Origin of the sequence: Synechococcus sp. MIT S9509, assembly GCF_047303035.1 — a bacterium.
Lineage (GTDB): Bacteria > Cyanobacteriota > Cyanobacteriia > PCC-6307 > Cyanobiaceae > Synechococcus_C.
This window is the reverse complement of sequence record NZ_CP138940.1, coordinates 2,117,570-2,133,333: the sequence shown is the minus strand read 5'-3', so window position 1 is coordinate 2,133,333 and position 15,764 is coordinate 2,117,570. Positions and strand designations below refer to the sequence as shown.

16 protein-coding genes are annotated in these 15,764 nt (G+C 52.0%); 7 read left to right on the top strand and 9 right to left on the bottom strand.

The features are described from left to right. Nucleotides 1–7: 7 nt before the first annotated feature. From urtB to urtE, 4 genes are read left to right on the top strand one after another with little or no spacing between them, the layout of a single operon-like run. Complete coding sequence (urtB, locus tag SIB73_RS12155) at nucleotides 8–1,165, top strand: urea ABC transporter permease subunit UrtB (RefSeq protein WP_413404773.1); 1,158 nt, start codon at nucleotides 8–10, stop codon at nucleotides 1,163–1,165. Between the two features lie 23 nt (nucleotides 1,166–1,188). After that, nucleotides 1,189–2,325 (top strand): urea ABC transporter permease subunit UrtC, encoded by a 1,137-nt coding sequence (gene urtC, locus SIB73_RS12150; RefSeq protein WP_413404775.1) that lies wholly within the window; start codon nucleotides 1,189–1,191, stop codon nucleotides 2,323–2,325. 38 nt (nucleotides 2,326–2,363) lie between these two features. Further along, on the top strand, nucleotides 2,364–3,113 hold the full coding sequence (gene urtD / locus SIB73_RS12145) for an urea ABC transporter ATP-binding protein UrtD (RefSeq protein WP_413404776.1): 750 nt from the start codon (nucleotides 2,364–2,366) through the stop codon (nucleotides 3,111–3,113). 59 nt (nucleotides 3,114–3,172) lie between these two features. Further along, entirely contained in the window at nucleotides 3,173–3,904 is a 732-nt protein-coding gene (gene urtE / locus SIB73_RS12140; RefSeq protein ID WP_413404778.1) for an urea ABC transporter ATP-binding subunit UrtE, read from the top strand. Nucleotides 3,905–4,101: 197 nt separating this feature from the next. Here urtE and SIB73_RS12135 read toward each other — a convergent pair whose 3' ends face one another. From SIB73_RS12135 to SIB73_RS12120, 4 genes are all read right to left on the bottom strand, one after another. Further along, the gene (locus tag SIB73_RS12135) at nucleotides 4,102–5,175 is read right to left on the bottom strand and encodes a formamidase (RefSeq protein WP_413404780.1); all 1,074 of its coding nucleotides are present in this window, start codon (nucleotides 5,173–5,175) and stop codon (nucleotides 4,102–4,104) included. A gap of 243 nt (nucleotides 5,176–5,418) precedes the next feature. Next, the gene (locus SIB73_RS12130) at nucleotides 5,419–5,991 is read right to left on the bottom strand and encodes a hypothetical protein (RefSeq protein WP_413404782.1); all 573 of its coding nucleotides are present in this window, start codon (nucleotides 5,989–5,991) and stop codon (nucleotides 5,419–5,421) included. 727 nt (nucleotides 5,992–6,718) lie between these two features. Continuing rightward, entirely contained in the window at nucleotides 6,719–6,961 is a 243-nt protein-coding gene (locus tag SIB73_RS12125; protein WP_413439793.1) for a DUF1830 domain-containing protein, read from the bottom strand. A 209-nt stretch (nucleotides 6,962–7,170) separates the two neighbouring features. After that, on the bottom strand, nucleotides 7,171–8,466 hold the full coding sequence (locus SIB73_RS12120) for a glycosyl transferase (RefSeq protein WP_413404786.1): 1,296 nt from the start codon (nucleotides 8,464–8,466) through the stop codon (nucleotides 7,171–7,173). A 69-nt stretch (nucleotides 8,467–8,535) separates the two neighbouring features. On the opposite strand from SIB73_RS12120, the gene SIB73_RS12115 reads away from it, so the two are divergent. Further along, a complete protein-coding gene (locus tag SIB73_RS12115; protein WP_413404788.1) occupies nucleotides 8,536–10,266 on the top strand; it encodes an alpha-amylase family glycosyl hydrolase in 1,731 nt (576 codons plus the stop codon). Continuing rightward, nucleotides 10,263–11,084, top strand: a complete 822-nt coding sequence (locus tag SIB73_RS12110) for an HAD-IIB family hydrolase (RefSeq protein ID WP_413404789.1) — start codon at nucleotides 10,263–10,265, stop codon at nucleotides 11,082–11,084. The genes SIB73_RS12115 and SIB73_RS12110 overlap by 4 nt, the downstream gene beginning before the upstream one ends. Nucleotides 11,085–11,098: 14 nt before the next feature. On the opposite strand, the gene SIB73_RS12105 is transcribed toward SIB73_RS12110, so the two are convergent. The 3 genes from SIB73_RS12105 to queC are packed head-to-tail and all read right to left on the bottom strand — an operon-like array spanning nucleotide 11,099 to nucleotide 13,916. Next, complete coding sequence (locus tag SIB73_RS12105; RefSeq protein ID WP_413404791.1) at nucleotides 11,099–11,935, bottom strand: aminotransferase class IV; 837 nt, start codon at nucleotides 11,933–11,935, stop codon at nucleotides 11,099–11,101. Then, nucleotides 11,932–13,239, bottom strand: coding sequence for an anthranilate synthase component I family protein (locus tag SIB73_RS12100; RefSeq protein ID WP_413404793.1), 1,308 nt, complete (start codon nucleotides 13,237–13,239; stop codon nucleotides 11,932–11,934). Before SIB73_RS12100 ends, SIB73_RS12105 begins: the two co-directional genes overlap by 4 nt. Next, nucleotides 13,236–13,916, bottom strand: a complete 681-nt coding sequence (gene queC, locus SIB73_RS12095; RefSeq protein WP_413406211.1) for a 7-cyano-7-deazaguanine synthase QueC — start codon at nucleotides 13,914–13,916, stop codon at nucleotides 13,236–13,238. Before queC ends, SIB73_RS12100 begins: the two co-directional genes overlap by 4 nt. Before the next feature lie 27 nt (nucleotides 13,917–13,943). On the opposite strand from queC, the gene SIB73_RS12090 reads away from it, so the two are divergent. Next, the gene (locus SIB73_RS12090; protein ID WP_413404795.1) at nucleotides 13,944–14,492 is read left to right on the top strand and encodes an ecotin family protein; all 549 of its coding nucleotides are present in this window, start codon (nucleotides 13,944–13,946) and stop codon (nucleotides 14,490–14,492) included. 7 nt (nucleotides 14,493–14,499) lie between these two features. Here SIB73_RS12090 and SIB73_RS12085 read toward each other — a convergent pair whose 3' ends face one another. Both SIB73_RS12085 and SIB73_RS12080 read right to left on the bottom strand, forming a co-directional pair. Next, on the bottom strand, nucleotides 14,500–15,111 hold the full coding sequence (locus tag SIB73_RS12085) for a M23 family metallopeptidase (protein WP_413404797.1): 612 nt from the start codon (nucleotides 15,109–15,111) through the stop codon (nucleotides 14,500–14,502). Nucleotides 15,112–15,144: 33 nt separating this feature from the next. After that, the gene (locus SIB73_RS12080; RefSeq protein WP_413406213.1) at nucleotides 15,145–15,762 is read right to left on the bottom strand and encodes a 7-carboxy-7-deazaguanine synthase QueE; all 618 of its coding nucleotides are present in this window, start codon (nucleotides 15,760–15,762) and stop codon (nucleotides 15,145–15,147) included. Nucleotides 15,763–15,764 lie beyond the last annotated feature (2 nt).

Below are 15,764 nucleotides of genomic sequence, written 5' to 3'. Positions count from 1 at the left end.
TGCACTCATGGAACTAATTTTTTCACAGCTTTTGGATGGCATCAGTATTGGAGCTGTTCTGTTGCTAGCTGCTACTGGTTTGGCAATTGTGTTTGGATTGATGGGTGTCATTAACCTCGCGCATGGTGAACTGATGATGGTTGGCGCGTACGTCACCTTTGTCGTTCAGAATTTATTCAAGCCTCTTGGGGATGGCATTTTTCAGCTCTATTACATCGTTGCCTTATTTTTTGCTTTTATCATTACGGCATTAGTTGGTGTTCTTCTAGAGAGGACTTTGATTCGACAGCTATACGGACGTCCTCTGGAAACATTGTTAGCTACATGGGGCGTCAGTCTTGTTTTAATCCAATTTATTCGAAGTGTCTCCACCAGTATGGCGATAGGTATTGTACTTGCGCTGGTTCTCGGCTTTGCGGCCAAAAAATACACACCTTTTAGCCTCCGTAAAGCATCGTTTTATCCCTATCTATCTGGTGTTTCATGGGTGATATCTGCCGTTGTTGGCTTTATTGCGATTTCACTCATGTCTGAGTCAAAGGCTTTAGCAAAGCCTTGGTTTGGGCCTAGAAATATTGATGTCACTGCACCGAAGTGGTTACAAGGAAGTTGGGGATCAATTGCTGGAATTGAGCTTCCTGGGATTCGTATTTTCATCATTGTCTTAGCCGCTTTGTTGCTAGCTCTTGTTGCTTGGTTCCTAACCAAAAGTGTTTGGGGTCTTCGAATTCGAGCTGTTACTCAGAATCGCCAGATGAGTAATTGCCTCGGTATTCCAACAGATAGTGTCGACAGTATTACATTTGGAATTGGATCTGGCTTGGCTGGCGTTGCCGGTTCAGCCATCACTTTGCTTGGATCTGTTGGTCCAAATCTCGGTGCAGCATATATTGTGTCTTGTTTTATGGTTATTGTTTTGGGAGGAGTGGGAAATCTTGTTGGAACAGTGATTGCTTCATTAATGCTGGGTATTATTCAATCCATAATTGGATCCGGCTCTCTATTAATTGCTTTCCCAGATATGCCAGCAGCTGCAGCAGCAGTTGTTGAATTCTTTGCCACAACAAGTATGTCTTACGTTTTGATTTTTATATTTATTATTGCCTTTTTGCAGTTCAAGCCAACAGGGATGTTCCCTCAAAAGGGACGCTCTGTTGAGGTCTAATTTATTTTTTTCACCCCTTACTCATGAAACTCTTCCGTCAGCTAATCCCCTGGATTCTTCTTGCATTTGCTTTCTTTGTACTGCCGGCCATTCTGTCTCAGTTTCGACTGAATCTTTTCGGTCGTTATTTTTCACTTGCAATTGTAGCTCTTGGTATCGACCTTATTTGGGGATATACTGGTCTCTTAAGCCTCGGACAAGGTATCTTTTTTGCACTTGGTGGCTATGCCATCGCGATGCACTTATTGCTTGTAACTAATAATGACTTTACAACTGGCGCCAATGGACTTCCAAAGTTTTTTGAGAACTATGGTGTTGATAATCTCCCTTTTTTCTGGGAGCCATTCTGGTCTTTCCCAATTACTTTAATCGCGATATGGGTCGTGCCAGCGGTTATCGCTGGTTTGGTGGGCTATCTCATCTTTAGAAACAGAATTAAAGGTGTTTATTTTTCAATTATTACCCAAGCCACATTAATGGTTTTTTACCATTTTTTCAATGGGCAACAGAAGCTCGTTAATGGAACTAATGGTCTTAAAACCTCTACAACAGAAATTTTCGGCATGATCGTAGGCTCTGATGACGCGCAATTGTTGTTTTACCGCATTACTTTAATCCTGCTTCCTTTTGCCTTTCTTTTGTGCAGGTTTCTTACAACGGGACGTTTTGGGGATGCACTGATCGGTATTCGTGATGATGAAGCACGCGTGAGATTTTCAGGATTCAATCCTGTTCCATTTAAAGTAATTGTCTTTCTTGTGGCTGGCGGATTAGCTGGAATATCAGGTGCCTTATACACCGTTCAATCTGGCATTGTTTCGCCCCAGTATATGGCTATTTCCATGTCAATTGAAATGGTGATTTGGGTTGCTGTGGGCGGGCGAGGAACACTAATAGGCCCAGTTATTGGTGCTGTTCTGGTTAACTATCTGCGTAGTCTTGTGAGTGAGGCTTTGCCTGAGGCTTGGCTTTTTGTTCAGGGTGGCCTTTTCATCTTTGTTGTTGTGTTGATGCCTGATGGCATCTATGGGTGGATTACCAAGGGTGGCTTGTCTTCCATGTTGGCTGCTTTTGGAATCACAAAAAGGTCCAAAACTTACCCCCGTATCGATGTTGACGAGCAGATTAACTTAGAGCCTAAAACTATTACCCAGAAATAAACGTATTCATTCATTGTTTTCTCTTTTCCCTTTTTGCTATGCCAACGCCAATCCTTGAGTTGAATGACGTAAGTGTTGATTTTGATGGCTTTTTTGCTCTAACCGATCTTTCTCTTGCATTACATCCTGGAGAACTCCGGTCTATTATTGGTCCCAATGGTGCAGGAAAAACAACTTTTTTGGATGTTATCACCGGTAAGGTCAAGCCAACAAAGGGCTCCGTTTCTTTGCGTGGTCAGAGTATTCTCGGTTTGTCTGAGCAGAAAATTTCTCGACTTGGTGTTGGCCGCAAGTTTCAAACGCCTCGTGTTTTTGAGAACCTTTCTGTGATCCGAAACCTTGAGTTTGCTGCTTCTCCAAACAAATCTCCTTTCAAGTTAATGTTCGAAACCTTGACTTCAACAGTGAAGGATGAAGTTCATCGCATTATGGATTATGTGGGTCTTGCACCTTATGCAAAAGTTGAGGCTGGATCTCTTTCCCATGGTCAAAAGCAATGGCTTGCTATTTCGATGCTTGTAGCACAATCTCCGGATGTGATTCTCTTGGACGAACCTGTCGCTGGTCTTACTGATGAAGAAACATCCAGAACAGCGGAACTCATCAAATCACTGGCGGGAGACCATACGGTTGTAGTTATTGAGCATGATATGGAGTTTATTCGAGACCTCGGGGCACCAGTTACTGTGCTACATCAAGGTCAATTATTGACCCAAGGAATGATTGAAGATGTAAAGCAGGATCCTAGAGTTATCGAGGTTTATCTTGGCCAGGCTGATGACCACTAATATTACTTAGCTGGCAACTTTAGTTATATAGACTTGCTCAACCATTCCTTTTGATTCCCATGAATTCCACTACTGCGTCACCACAGTCTATTCTGAATGTCTCGGATTTAAATGTTTATTATGGTGAAAGTCATATTCTGAGAAATGTGGATCTTCATATCCCAGTTGGAGAAATGGTCTGCCTGATTGGGCGAAATGGTGTTGGGAAAACTACTTTTTTGAAGACAATTATCGGACTGCTAAATCAGTCCAGTGGAAGTATTGACTACAGTGGCACATCTCTTATGTCGCAACCGCCTTATCAACGTGCCAGGCATGGTATTGGTTATGTCTCTCAAGGTCGCGATATTATTCCTCGTATTACTGTCAAAGAAAATCTACTTTTAGGAATGGAGTCGCTTCCTGGAGGTTTAGCGAAAAATCGGCATATTGACCCAATTGTTTTTGAGCTATTTCCAATTCTCGAACAATTTCTGAACAGGCGCGGAGGAGATCTCAGTGGTGGACAACAGCAGCAACTTGCAATTGCGCGTGCTTTGCTCGGCAAGCCCAAGTTACTACTGTTAGATGAGCCTACAGAGGGTATTCAGCCATCAATTATCCTTGATATTGAAAATGCTGTCGAGAGAATTGTTCGCGAGACTGGTATTAGTGTGCTGCTTGTTGAGCAACATCTTCACTTTGTAAAAAAATCAAGTTTTTATTATGCGATGCAGCGGGGAGGCATTGTTTCCAGTGGCCCAACAGGATCATTGTCTGATGCAGTGATTGAAGAATTTCTAACTGTTTGATTTCGGATCTATTAACTGATGATAAAAATCAGACGACTCATCTGCTACCAGCGTTTATTTTTCTGAGAAGGCATGATCATTTTTTGATAGGTCTGGTGTTTTCAACTCGCACCTTTCTTTGATTCCATTCTCTCAATCCTGATACAAAAAAGCCTCAGGTTTAACCTGAGGCTTTCCAATTTAATTGCTTGTTGCCGTTATGTTTGTGCCATTACAGGTGTCTCTTCGGTTATTGAAGGGGCTTGTGAACTGTGTCCATTGCCTTTAGCTGGCAGAGGGCCTAGCTGAACTCCATCTGGATAATACTTCCAACCATCTCTTACCTTAATGTTGTCGTCCCAGGGCAGTTTGTACTCGCCATTTGCCAAGTCCTTCACCCAGGTCAAATAATTTTCTTTTTCACCGCCAGGCTTGCCTACATAAGCTCTGCAGCCTAGGTTGAAGATGTTGTTTTCAAGGGCCCAATTTTCTCTTGCCTTGTCAACAAGGCGAGGGAACAATTCAGCTGTTACGATCTCCCAAGGATTTCTTTGTCCTTGTTGAATTACGTTGCCATCGTAATTGCAGACAGTTCCTTCTCCAAAGTAGTAAAATACATTGTCATATCCAGCGAGATTTACAGAAATTGTGTACATCAGATTCTGCCAGGCATTGGTTTGGTTTGTCAGAATCCACTGATCATTTACCTGTGTTGAATAGCCTGAGATTCTGATATAAACATTGGCGCCTTTGTAGGCGGCCTCTCTCGCCAGCTCAGGGAACATTCCGTCATGGCAAATGCAAACTGCCAGTTTTGATCCCTTAGGACCATCGCAGACAGGCATTCCATAGTTGCCTGGTGACCAAGGTTCAATGGGTACCCAGGGTTGCAGCTTTCTGTAGTGGAGAGCAATTTCTCCATCTGAGTTGATGATGATTGCTGTGTTGAATGGTGGCAGACTTGGATCATCGTTTTGTTCCATCAAGGAAAAGACGCCCCAGACATCGTTTTCTTTGCAGGCCTGACGGAACCTATCGATTTCCGGAGAATCGATCCTCAACAGCATTTCGTCATATGTCCAGATCTTGGTGTTCAGACCCTGTGTTGAGTATTCCGGAAAAACAATCAGGTCAAGATCTGGATAGCCAGCCTTGGTGTTGGCTAGGCAGGTGCAAATTTTATCGACTTGTATTTGGATATCTTCCGGTCCTGTAATTACAGGAACTGGATATTGAACCATTGCAGTAAGCAATGCTTCATCCCATGCGCTGACGCTTCCGGTACTAGCCATTGAAAAAAATAGTAGCCTTTAATATTGTTTCAGCTGCAGAAGATTGGCTGAGTAGTCGATTTCACCATTTCTCGATTTGCCCAATTTCGTTTTCTCGAAGGTATCAATTTTTTTATTGGCCCAAACAATATTAACCAGTTAGTTATTAATCGACTTCATCTAGGTCTTCTGTGTCTTTAGATACGGTGTAAAGCTTTTGTTTGCTGTTATTGCTGGATAGGGTGCATTTTGTATCGCTCCTTACTACTTTTCTTTTGTTTTGTTAGGCGTTGTCTGTACTTCGATATTGCTGTCGTCAAAAGCACCTTTGCGGCATAGGTTTTGGGCTAATCTTTTAGCCCATGATGGTGCTGATTCTTCACCCTTCGATAGTTGCTCTCCGTCAAACATTAATAACAACTGCCATTGCGTATTCCCACCCTCTTTTCCAGCCTCGCTGGGATCGCTGATTACTTTTCCGTATATGTTGTCGTATTCTGGCCAGCCCTGAAGGTCGGGCATGCTGCAGATGGCATTGACCTCATAATGCGAAATGTCGCCTGTGGTTGATTGACTCTTTACGCCACCGTCATAGAGTCCATTGGGCTGTCCAGGTTTAAATGGTGCAGTTAATATCACTTGAACTTCATTTGTTTTCACAAGTACATCTCCAACTTTTGCCTCGCTGACGGGTACTTCTTTGACAGAGCTTTGTGTGTCACCCACTTGGGTTGAACTGCAACCGTGAGCGATGCCGCATGTTGTCAAAACCACCATGCTCTTAATGAGCTGATTGCTTTTGTTTTTATTGATCCGGCGGGTTTTGAGGTTATCCAAAATTGTCAATGCTACAAATTGTATCAATTTGCCCCAAGAAGCTGATTTTATATTGCTCTTCCATCCATTTTGAATTTGTAGTTTCAGCTACAAAGTCGTTCACCTTTTCCTTGAATCGGTTGAGGCGCATTCAATCAGGCCATGGAACGGGGGCCTGGGCTGATACGGAATTCCAAAATGGCAATTCTTACTTTCCGTGGTCATCGCTATGAGCCACGCGCTGGCATTGCGAGTAAGCCCTGTCAATCTCTCACCTACCGCAGAGCCACTTACCTTGCTCGCAGAGAGGAAGCCATCGTTAATCGAGACCTATGTGTTCCTGAGGGTTTCATCCGATCTAAGCGTACTGCTGAATTGATAGGACTTCCTTTGGTGCCGTGTTCTAGAAAGCTGCTTGTCTATCGGGGTATCCATTACGTTAAATGAGGCTGGTTTGAACTTTAAAACGAGGATTGCTTTGAATAACTTAGTTACCAAGCACTCCTGACTCGGTATTAGTTCTTGTCTTATCGATTAATCGTTGTTGTTTGAGTTCTGTTTACATATTATTCTCTGTCAATTCAACTGTTTTTGCCTTGAAGCGCCTGTTTAGTGTGGGAGCAGGCTTGTCGTTTGAGCTCTTTAAATTGAACTCAATCTTAACTTCAATTATTTGACTGTTGCAAGGTGAGATTTTTGGTGTTGATGCTCGAAATAAAGATTGAATTTGGGAGTGTTTGTGTCTTGCCTAGCTTGCGTAGGCTGATTCAGTAATCGGATCATTTTCGATCGAGTAGTCAGAGACGTTTGCGCGAATGTCCAGCATTTGGCCTTGCGGTGACATTTTCCAGAGTTCCAGCCGTGCCTCCCTCGGTGCTTCAAACCAGAAAAGTTCTTTTGGCATTACCACCTTTTCAAGATAAAAATGATGTTTGCCGACGCACTTCACCACCACCATTTTGTTCGTGTCATTCCGGTAAACGCATTCCATCATCTGAATTCTGAGCTGATGCTTCTAATTTCCTCAGGATGCGCCGGCATAAATGTCTAATTCGTCACCGAATTCATACAAAGCTGGTTTTGATTTTTTGGCTTGATACCGAATGATCTGATTTGGTAGTTGTTGTGACTGATCTTTTGTTCGTGGCAATACAAATCACTCCTCTTGTCTTTGTTTTTGTGGCTTTAACTTTTGTGAGCTCAGGCGACTGCTGTAGTTGAGGCTTCCTGCGTCACTGTCTGATGTGTTGGATAATGATTTGGACGACGAGGTTGCTTCAGTGCAGACTCGTATAGCTGTAGTGGTGGTTCAACGCGTCCTGCTTGGGCAAGGTCAGATGCAAAGGAAGGATTGCAGCTATTTAGTCGAGACCAACTTGGCAGCTGATGCGCAATGGGTGATGCAAGTAGTCCGTTCAAGCTTGGGCGCAGCAGGTCAGCAAAGCGGTGCAATGCCAACTCTTCGCCATGGCGGTCGTAGGGAAGACGGTTGATGGCGGAATCAAGTCCGAATTGACGGACGCGGTCTTCGCCCACACGTCTGTAAAGCACCTCCAGTGTCGGTAGTTGATCCATCGACATCACGCAGCCTTCGTGCTCCATCAGGCTGCGCAGGACAGTGCAAAAGATTTCGCTGGCCATGCGTTGCAGCCCTTCGTCGGGCTTGTTTCCCAGGCTTTTGTGTTTGTGATCAAACAACCCAAGATCCACTTGTGTGATCCTGCTGGGTGCAACGTGCCGATAGACCTCGGAGAGCAGCCCCATTTCGAGGCCCCAGTCTGATGGGATTCGCAAATTCATCGCCAGATCGCGTGTGAAAGCGAACTCACCGGCCAGTGGATAACGAAAGGTTTGGAGGTAGCGCAGGTAAGGCAGTGTCCCAAAAATTTGTTCCAGGCTTGCCAGTAACGGGCCTACAAATAGTCGTGTGGCCCGCCCTTGTAGAGCCTGGGTTTCTAATGAAAGACGGCTATAGAACGCCTTCACGTAGGCCATTCCGTGAGACGGGTTCAGTAATGGACGCAGCATCCGTTCCGGATAGCCAGAGCCAAAGGTGCGGATGTCTGCATCAAATAATCCGATGACTTCAGCTTGCTGACACGCAACTCCCAACCCTTGCCATACAGCCCAGCCTTTGCCGGGAGGGCCTGTTAAATCCAGGCCCAAGCTGCCCATGGAGGAGAGCACTTCCATCACTGCAGGGCTGTTTGTCCAGTGCACCTGCACCGGGAACGGCATATCGGCAAAGAAGGCTTTGGCTGTGTTGACGTCTTCGATGCTCTTGGCGGAAAGGGCGATCACCAGGCTGGAAAGTCCTGTGAGCTTGGACAGCGTGTCGCGGATCAGGGCTAGTGCTGGTCGATTGAATTCCTCCATCAGACAAGGAATCAGCAAGGCGGTCGGTCTTTGCTGAAGCTCTTTGTTGAAGTCGATGGCGTCGAGATTGCCAAGGCTGTAATCATGAACCGTGGTGATCAGGCTTTGCTGAAAATCCATGCGGTGTTCGATGCGACAACAGAGGAGAGAAACCTGTTCCATACCTGAACAACGTTCTGGTGGAACCTGATGCAGCCTCCGCGCGATCCAACGCTGCGAACCCTGCTGAGTGATCTCTACCCGCACAATTCTTCCGGCGATCTCCAAGCGTTGTCGTCGCAATTGCTGCAAATTCTCGGACCGGCTTCAGAGCATGCCGATTCGGCAGATGCGAATCACTGCTGGTATCGAGACGATGTGGTGTTGATCACCTACGCGGATTCTGTCGTTGATGATGCAAAACCTGGATTGCAGGCCCTGCGTAGCTTTGTCAACCGCCATCTGCAGGTGTTTGCAACTGTGATTCATGTGCTGCCGTTTCTTGAGTCCACCAGCGACGGCGGGTTTGCCGTTTCAAGTCATGAGCAGTTGGAGTCGCGGCATGGCGACTGGAGTGATCTCGCTGCGTTGGCCGAGGGGCGTCGATTGATGGCCGATCTGGTGCTCAACCATGTTTCTGCGTCTCATCCATGGGTGCGTCAGTTTCTGAGAGATGAGGATCCTGGTCGTTTGTGTGTGCTGGAAGCTGCCCCTGATCCCTGCTGGGACGATGTGGTCCGTCCGCGCAGTTCAGCGCTGTTCACCCATCTGCAGAGCTCCGTGGGTCAGCGTCAGGTGTGGACCACATTCGGACCGGATCAGGTTGATCTGGATTGGCGTTGTCCTGAAGTTCTGCTTGGCTTCACGCGTTTGTTGAAGCAGAAGCTCGCCCATGGTGTGCGTTGGATTCGACTCGATGCCGTTGGCTTCGTCTGGAAGGAGCCCAACACCTCGTGCATTCATCGCCCTCAAGTCCATCGACTGGTTGAGGTGATGCGACATCTGCTCACGTACGCCTGCGCTGGTGGTGGCGTGGTGGTGACGGAGACCAATGTTCCGGAGCAGGAGAACCTTTCCTATCTGCGCAGTGGGCATGAAGCCCATCTCGCCTACAACTTCCCGCTTCCTCCCCTGTTGATGGAAGCCACCATGAGTGGGTCTGCAGATCTGCTGAACCGTTGGCTTACGCGCTGGCCCCAGCTGCCAAACTCCACCGCATTGCTCAACTTCACGGCCTGTCATGACGGGGTGGGGTTGAGGCCACTGGAGGGTCTGATGCCCCAGCGGCGTTTATTGAATTTTTTGATTGGCTGTGAGCAGCGAGGTGGCTTGGTGAGTCACCGTCGTCTCGCTGGTGGGGATGACGTTCCTTATGAGATCAACATCAGCTGGTGGAGCGCCATGGCCGATGGCGGTCTCGATCCAGCTCATCTTCAGCGCGAGCGGTTTCTGCTCACCGAAATGCTGAAGCTGGTGCTGCCAGGCATTCCTGCCTTTTATCTACCGGCTTTGCTTGCCAGTCCGAACGATCTGGCCCGCTTTCGTCAAAGTGGTCATCGCAGGGACCTCAATCGCCCTCAATTCAACGCAGCAGCGTTGGAGCGACGCCTTGATGATCCCGATAGCGACACGACCGCTGTGTTGACGGCTCTGCGCCAGGCACTCACGCTGCGGGCCGAGCTGCCTGCACTGCATCCGGACAGCATCTTGGACGTGCTCAGCCCGGATCGCGTTGATCGTGTCGTTCTGCGTTGCTCCCATCAGGGTCACAGTTTGGTGGCTGTGCACAACTTCACGGCATCACGTCTGACGTTTGATCCCACCGTTCTGGGAGGCCGAGATGATCGGGTCTGGGTTGATCGTCTCACTGATCAGCAGTTTGCGCCGCTAAAGCGACATGCACTGGAGCCGTACGCCGTGCTCTGGCTGGTGCAGCCATGACGATGACTCCACATTTCAACTGGTGGGTTGTGACTGATCTCGACGGCACGCTGATGGATCATCACTACGACTGGTCAGTTGCGATGGACGCGATCCGCTGCCTGCAGCGTCACGGCATTCCTGTGATCCCCTGTACGAGCAAGACGGTAGAGGAGGTGCTCAGCTTCCGTGAGTCGGCCGATCTGCACGATCCCTTCATCGTCGAAAACGGTGGAGCCATCTATGGAGAATCTGCAACCGGCGAGTTATGGCGCCAAGATCTTGGCCCATCCTGGAGACAGCTCAGACCGCAGCTTGCTGATCTTGAGCGTGAGCTCGGGGAGCCGCTCCAGGCCCTCGATGATCTCAGTGAGATGGATGCTGATCGGCTCTTAGGCCTCAGCGGTGAGGCTCTGCAGATGGCACAGCGCCGTCAGTGCAGCGTTCCCTTCGTCCCACCGAAGCTCCCTGAATCTCGGCATCGTCTTCAGGTGCTGGCTGAGATGCGCCAGCTGGGCGTGGTGCAGGGCAATCGTCTCGGTCATCTGCTGGGTGCCGGTGTGAGCAAGGGCCAGGCACTGAAGACCCTCAAACAACGTCAGGGAGCTCCGGACGTGAAGGTGCTGGCTCTGGGGGATTCGCCCAATGACCTGCCGTTGCTGGATGTCAGCGACTGTGCGGTGGTGGTTCCAGGAGCAGCCGGACCGCACCCCAGGCTGCTGGCCGGTGTGGCGGAGGGTCGTTATCAACTGGCTTCAGCACCCCATGGTGAGGGTTGGTCGGCAGCAGTGTTGAAGTGGATTCCAGGGCTGCAGGACAACAACACGCTTCTCGCCTGAAAGTCTGTTCAGTCTCAGCCAAGAAGCAGCCGCTGCCACAGCTGCTTCGCTTCGGCAGAGGGATGCAGCTCCATTCCGTCGACCTGCTTGAGGGATCTGCAGCCCAGGCTGTTGATCAGCAGTGCCTGGTCGTCGGCTCGCAGCGACGGACCAATGTGCGTTTCTGTGACAACTCCCTGTTGCAGTGCTTTTGCTCGCATCACGCCTGGCACGCAACCGCTGCTCAGCGGTGGTGTGATCCAGGAGTCCTGTCGTTTCACCAGCAGGTTGGCGCTGTCGCCGCAGCAGAGATCACCGTTGGTGTTGCGCAGCAGAGCCAGTTCTGACCCCTGTGCCTTGGCTTCTCGTCTGGCCTGAATCGCCTGGCCGTAGGCGAAGGTCTTGCAGTGGCTGAGAACACTGTTGGTGTTGCGTTGTTCCTGAACACTGATCCAGGCCTGCGCGGGTTCAAAATCGGGCTGATGGGGTTGAAGGGTGAGCCAGAAGCGGTGCTGGGTTGGATCCGGTTCAGCTGATGGTAAGCCGATTCCACGGCCGGCAATGCTGCCCCTGCTCCAGTTGAGACGCATTGCTCCTGTTGTACCGACAGTGTTCAGGCCTGCTCGGGTGATGGCTTCATCAACCAGTTGCTCCAGCCAGGGGCGAGCTGGAGGTGCTGCCATCCCGAGCAGTGTTGCGCTGTGCTGCCACCGCTGCAGATGTTCACTCAGCAGCTGTGACGTTCCGTCCTGGATCAGGACCGTCTCAAACACTCCATCCGCAAGCTGCAGACCGCGATCGCTGAGAGGCATGCCGAGGGTGTCGGCACTGCCCCACTCGCCGTGATGCCAGCCAAGAGTTGTCGGTGTCATGTCAGTGCCTCCAGCAAGGGCAGCAGCTTCCAGTCGAGCTCGTCTGCTTCCGCCTCTGGATCGGAGTCAGCCACAATCCCGCAACCGGCATGGAGCCTTAGCTGTGCATCTTTTCGCAGCAGGGTGCGGATCAGGATGTTGCTGTCGAAGCGGCCGTTCCAGTCGAGGTGGATCAGCGAGCCGCAATAGGGGCCACGGCCCTGAGCTTCCAGCTCATGCAGCCGTTGGCAGGCTCTCAGCTTGGGTGCTCCAGTGATTGAACCGCCTGGCCAGCTGGCTTCCAGCAGATCCACCCAGGTGGCATCCGAACGCAGCTGACCGGTGATAACGGAGGTGAGATGGTGCACCCGGGCATAGCTCTCGAGCCGCACCAGGTCTGGCACTTGCACCGATCCAGGTCGGCAGACACGACCCAGGTCATTGCGCAGCAGATCCACGATCATCACGTTTTCGGCGCGATCCTTGGTGCTGCAGACCAGGTCCGCTGCCAGATCGTCGTCGATGCAGGGATCAGCATGGCGTGGGCGGGTTCCTTTGATCGGTCTTGTCTGGACTGCTCCGCTGGCCTCCACCTGCAGAAAGCGCTCGGGGGAGGTGGAGAGAACCGCTTCCCCTGCTGCAGCACCACTGCCAATCAGAAGACCGCTGAAGGGGGCAGGGCATTGATCGCGTAACCGTCCGTACAGCTCAAGATTGCCGACATTGCTGCTGAGAGTGCTGCTTGCGCAGCTGGTGAGGTTGGCCTGGAACAGATCGCCGCTGGCGATCAGCTCACGGATTCTGTTGACGCCTGCTTTGTAGGAGGCGCGATCGTTGTGCCGATGCCAGCTGCATCCAAGCTTCTGCGGAGTTCTTGACGGGTTCCGGGAGGTGTCAAGGCTCTCGAGAGTGCATGCCATTGCGGCATGGCGAATTGGGTCGACGCCCTCCAGATGGATCTCTCCGGCTTGAAGATCAAATCGCAGCACTGGATCATGGCGTGCGATCCAGAGGGTCGCCATCACATCGCCACGCCAGGGGTTGCCGGGTTCCGTCCAGGCGGCTGCATCGTAGCTGAGCCATCCAGTCCAGTGGCCGTCCCTGAGTTGCCGAAGAGTGGTGAAGGGGTTGGTGGCTCCCGGCTCTCCCGGCAGCCCTCGGCAGCAGTACTGCTCCAGAGGGTCAACGGCCAGGGTGATGTGCCGCCCAAGTTCGCTGCCATCTCCATCGAGCCAGATCAGTCCGCTCTCACCGTGAAGTTGAGCCAGGTTTTCAGCGACCAATGCCGGCTCGAGCCAGGGAAGACGCCTGCGCAGCAGGGTCATTGGTCTTCGCTACTGCATAGATCGGGGCGACCGGCATCGCGCAGAGCCGCATCACGGATGCGACAGCTGTCGCAGACGCTGCAGGGTCTGTTCCCTCCGCTGTAGCAGCTCCAGGTGGACTCAATCGGTACCCCCAGGCGCAGGGCTTCCTCCACGATCCGCTGCTTGCTCCATTCCACCAGGGGCGCCCAGAGCAGGGGGCCATGTCCTTCCCGTCCCACTTTGCTGCTGAGGTTCGCAAGGGTCTGGAAAGCCTCCAGATAGTCGGGCCGGCAATCGGGATACCCCGAGTAGTCCACGGCATTGACCCCAAGAACGACCCGGTCTGCGTTGCGGGCCTCAGCCAGGCTGAGGCCGATACTGATGAATACCGTGTTCCTTCCAGGCACATAGGTGTTGGGGATGACTCCCTCCTGCACCCCATGGGTCGGTAATGCCTGTTGCTGATCCGTTAGCGACGACCCCCCCCAACTGGCCAGGTTCACGCTGATGGTGTGGTGCTCGGCCAGGTTGAGAGCTGCGGCGATGGAGGTGGCTGCCTGCAGTTCACGTCGATGGCGCTGGCCGTAATCGAAGGAGAGCCCGATCACTCGCCCGCCCGCTTCCACCGCCAGAGCTGCCGCTGTGGCGGAATCCAGTCCGCCTGATAGGAGGGCAATCGCCGTGAAATCGGTCATGCTGAGCATTCTGTTGCCCTTGGGGTGATGACGAAGCCTCCGCATCAGTTGTTGTTGAAGCCGATCGCCAGCTTTGGAGCTCTTCTCTCGCTCTGCGCTGTGGCTTCGCTGCCCGGTGTTGCAATTCCTCGCCTGAATCTGACCGGTTATCCGCAGCCTTCCCCCGGCCTGAAGCGTTGGGTGATTCAGCCCTCGGGTCTGCTGCCCAAGAGTGCAGACCCCCTTATCTCTTCGCAACCGCTCGACTGGCGGATTCAGCTGATCGTGGGCCAGACGGTCACACTCGATTGCAACACTCAGCGGCTTTCAGGTTCTGGGATGACCATGCGCATGCTGCCCAAGGCATCCGGGAAGGCACTGTTCGAAGTGAAAGGTCCCGTCGCTGTGATCAGCACCAAGATGGCCTGCCCCGATGATCAGCCCACCCGAACGTCTTTCCTGTCGATGGGTAAACAGCCCTATCTGGTTCCGTACAACGCCTCCTGGCCGATTGTTGTGGATCTGCCCGAGAACATTGAATTGCGTTGGCGGGTCTGGAAAGCCGAGACACGCCAGCAGGAAGCCGTCCGGCTCTAGATCGGGCTCAGTGGGGCAGGAGCGGACCAAGGTCCAGAGCGAAGGCCTGGCGCCCCTCCAGCCGTCTGAGCTCCACGTGCAGATGGTCGGTGCTGGCCGAGCCGCTGCGACCGACGCGACCGATGCGGTCTCCGGCTCGCACCAGCTGACCTAGGTGAACGTCAGAGCTCTGAAGGTGGGCGTACACGGTCTGCCAGCCCCGGCCATGATCCAGCAACACCGTGAGCCCATAGCCGCTGATCGACTGCACCAGTTGTACCCGTCCAGAAAGCATGGCCTGAACCGGGGTTGCCGCAGGAGCGATCAGGTCATGGCCCACGTGCATGCGCCAGCGTTGGTGATCGTTGGAGTAGCGCCAGCCATAGGGCTTCATTTCCTGCGCAGGTTGCGGCAGCGGATACACCAGACGAAGCGTTTCGCCTTTGCGAAAAGGACGGTGCGACTTTGGTAGTCGTTGTGGGCGGGCATGGCTCAGCAAGGCGAGATTTGAGACACCGGTGCGTTGAGGCACCCGTTCGGGTCGGACGGGCTCAGCACAGATGTTTGGACCCAGACCGACCAAGGCCATCGCGATCAGCGTCCCTTGCGCTGTGATCGGCAGCAGATTGTTGCGCTGCATGGCAAGCGGATCTGATTCCGCTGTTGTATCGATTCAGCGCACGCCGAGCCACTTGTGGTTCTGCAGGCTCAGCCGCCAGCGTCCGTCTCTCTGTGCTTTGGCCACCGCCAGCTCCTGGCCTTCCTGGCTGTCCCACCCCGGTTGCACGAGCCAGTGAGCCTGAGGAGCCTGGGCGGCCACCACATCGGCGAACAGCAGATCGTCAGCTTCATGCACCACCACTTTCAGCTCATGGCAACTGGCTAGCAGATCCTGCCTAGGTGGTTTGTGTCGTTTCGGCGAGAGTGTGATCCAGTCGGGGCTGCCACTGAGGGGATCGACCCCGCTTGTTTCAAGGTGGATGGGTAGTGAGCAACTGCTGCGGATGGCGCTTGTCAGCGGTTCGAGCGGGTGGTGAAGAGGTTCTCCGCCAGTTATCACCACGAACGCCGCTCCAGCTCTGGCGGCCTTTAATACATCCTCTGCAAGCTCTTCGACTCTTCGTTGCGGGTGCACGTGTGCTGACCAGGAATGCTTGGTGTCACACCAGCTGCAGCCCACCTTGCAGCCACCGAGGCGGATGAAAAAAGCACTGCGACCCGCATGCAGACCTTCCCCTTGCAAGGAGTGGAAGGTTTCCACCAATGGCAGGCCGTCGATGGACTTGGCAATGC